3 protein-coding genes and 1 pseudogene are annotated in these 2,412 nt (G+C 74.8%); 2 read left to right on the top strand and 2 right to left on the bottom strand.

Features of this window, described 5'->3' with window-relative positions:
* Both H5J30_RS27470 and H5J30_RS27465 read left to right on the top strand, forming a co-directional pair.
* On the top strand, positions 1-424 hold a 424-nt coding region (locus tag H5J30_RS27470; protein ID WP_181790007.1), incomplete at its 5' end, for a winged helix-turn-helix domain-containing protein.
* A 112-nt stretch (positions 425-536) separates the two neighbouring features.
* On the top strand, positions 537-1,085 hold the full coding sequence (locus H5J30_RS27465; RefSeq protein WP_181790006.1) for a sigma-70 family RNA polymerase sigma factor: 549 nt from the start codon (positions 537-539) through the stop codon (positions 1,083-1,085).
* Positions 1,086-1,172: 87 nt separating this feature from the next.
* Here the strand turns inward: H5J30_RS27465 and H5J30_RS27460 are convergent.
* Both H5J30_RS27460 and H5J30_RS36995 read right to left on the bottom strand, forming a co-directional pair.
* Positions 1,173-1,898, bottom strand: a pseudogene (locus H5J30_RS27460) (RNA polymerase sigma factor); the annotation flags it as partial.
* A gap of 341 nt (positions 1,899-2,239) precedes the next feature.
* Positions 2,240-2,412: SbtR family transcriptional regulator (locus H5J30_RS36995; protein WP_445194963.1), on the bottom strand; the 173-nt coding region annotated here is incomplete at its 5' end.

The raw sequence follows: 2,412 nt of genomic DNA, 5'->3' as shown, positions 1-2,412 counted from the left end.
GCCGCTCACGGCGCTGCCGCTGGAGCGGCACGACGTGCCGACCGCCCAGCCGGAGCGCTACCGCCTCGGCCCCCTCGTCCAGCTCGTCGCCCTCGAACTCCCCGCCCGCGTACGGTCGCTGCCGCTCGCCGGGCACCGCGTGGACATCCGCGGCCACGCCGTGATCATCGACGGCGTGCTGCGCCCCGTGCCGCCCGCCGGCATGTCGCTGCTGCGCACCCTGGCCCACCGGCCGGGCTGGGTCGTCTCCCGCGCGGAACTGCTGCGCGCGCTGCCCGGCGCGGGCAGCGACGAGCACGCGGTGGAGACGGCGATGACCCGGCTGCGCACGGCCCTGGGGGTGCCGAAGCTCATCCAGACGGTCGTCAAACGCGGCTACCGGCTGTCCCTGGACCCGCACACGGACGAGAAGTACGACGAGTAGCGCGAAAACCGGGCCCGGCCCCGCGGACATCCCCGGCGCGCCGACGGGCCGGGGGCACCGTGCGTTGAACGTCCCGGCGGCGATCTCCGTACTCCTCGACCGGAGGTGAGGGATGCGGGACGATGCCGTGGTGGCAGCGCAGCGCTCGAAGCCGACTCCCGACGAGGAGTTGATGCGGGTCCTCTACCGCGAGCACGCGGGCCCGCTGTTCGGCTTCGTGCTGCGCCTGGTCGCCGGGGACCGGCACCGGGCGGAGGACGTCGTACAGGAGACGCTGCTGCGCGCCTGGCGGCACGCCGACGAACTGGCGGCCGCCGACGGCTCCGTACGGCCCTGGCTCGTCACCGTGGCCCGCCGGATAGTGATCGACGGGCACCGCAGCAGGCAGGCGCGCCCGCGCGAGACGGACCCCGCGCCGCTGGAGAGCGTCCCGGCCGCCGACGACACGGACCGGGTGCTGCGGCTGATGACGATCTCCGACGCGCTCGCCGACCTGACCCCCGCCCACCGCGCCGCGCTGGTGGAGACGTACTTCAAGGGGCGGACGGCGAACGAGGCGGCCGAGGTGCTGGGCGTCCCGGCGGGGACGGTGCGCTCACGGGTGTTCTACGCGCTGCGCTCGCTGCGGTTGTCGCTGGAGGAACGGGGAGTGGTGCCGTGAACGGGCAACGGCATCCGGACGTCGGGGCGTATGCGATCGGCGCGCTGGAACAGGACGAGGCGGAGCGGTTCGAGGAGCATCTCGCCGGGTGCGCGCGGTGGAGACGTGCGCCTGGAGGTACGCCTGCTTGAGGCCCTCGCGGGCGCGGTGCGCGAGCACGGCGGTGGCGTTGGCGGTGAGCCCGAGCAGCGGCGCCACCTGGCTGGGCGACTCGTCCTCCACCGTCGTGTGCCAGAGCACCGTCTGCCAGCGCTCGGGCAGGCTGCGGAACGCCTGCACCGCCATGGACTGCTCGGCCTCGTGCATGGCCCGTACGTCGGCGCCGAGGTCGAGGGTGTCGTCGTCGGAGGCCGGCCGCGCGGCCTGGGTCGCGAAGACGGCGAAGTCGTCGACGAGTTGCTCGCGCTTGGCGGTCTTCGTCCAGGCGGCGGCGACCCGCCGCACGGTGGTCAGCAGATACGCCCGTACCGCGGTCTCCGGTCCAGCGCCGCCGCGGACCGCCTGCAGCGTGCGGGCGAACACCTCGGCTGTGAGGTCGTCGGCGGTGTGCGAGTCGCGGCAGCAGGTGCGCGCGTACCGGCGGACCGCCGGGGCGTGCCGCTGGTACAGCTCCTCGTACGCGCTGTCGTCGCCCGTACGCATCCGGGCGACCAACTCCGTGTCGGAGGGCAGGGGCCCGGTGACCCCCTCGTCCCGCCGCTCACGCTGCTTCGGAATGGCCCCCACGGCCTCATCGGCCCCGTCGGCCCCGTCGGGTGCAGCACCCTCACCACCGGCGGCACGCCCGCGATCGTCCCGATCGTCAACTGCCATGCCGCAAGCTCCCGTAGACGCTCGTCCCGCCCGTCATCGGGTGAGCGTGCCACAACGCGCCCTGCCTGCCGCCGCGTTGAACGGCCAACCACCCGTTGGGGGGTTTTCCGGGCCGCAGCGCACTAGCGGTCATGCTTTCGGGGTAGGCGTCCGCCTCGCTTGACGGGCGGCCGCTACGCCGGGCACGGCCGCCGGCCGCCGGCGGGAGACACCCTCACGGGCGACCCCGTCAACACGGGCCACCGCCGACGGGGCCACCCGTCAAGGGGAACCCCCGCCGGGCCCGTCAGGGCACGCCGGGGCAGCACCCCGGCGCACTCCCGTTGAGGCGGTCGGCCCGCTCAGCTCTCCGCGTGCGGCCGCAGCCCGTCCAGCAGGATGTCCAGCAACCGCGCGGACGCGACCGCCTGCTGCTCCGGGTCCGGCAGGGACGGCGCCGCGGTGGCTATGACCAGCAGCACGTCCGACACCGACACGTCCGCGCGCAGCGACCCCGCGTCCCGGGCGCGCGCCA

Source organism: Streptomyces phytophilus (genome assembly GCF_013870535.1).
GTDB classification, from domain to species: domain Bacteria; phylum Actinomycetota; class Actinomycetes; order Streptomycetales; family Streptomycetaceae; genus Streptomyces; species Streptomyces phytophilus.
This window is presented reverse-complemented; position numbering and strand designations above follow the sequence as displayed.

Bases quoted from the DNA above. Each gene is read 5' to 3' on its own strand.
- H5J30_RS27465 (WP_181790006.1), top strand. From the start codon at position 537: ATGCGGGACGATGCCGTGGTGGCAGCGCAGCGCTCGAAGCCGACTCCC.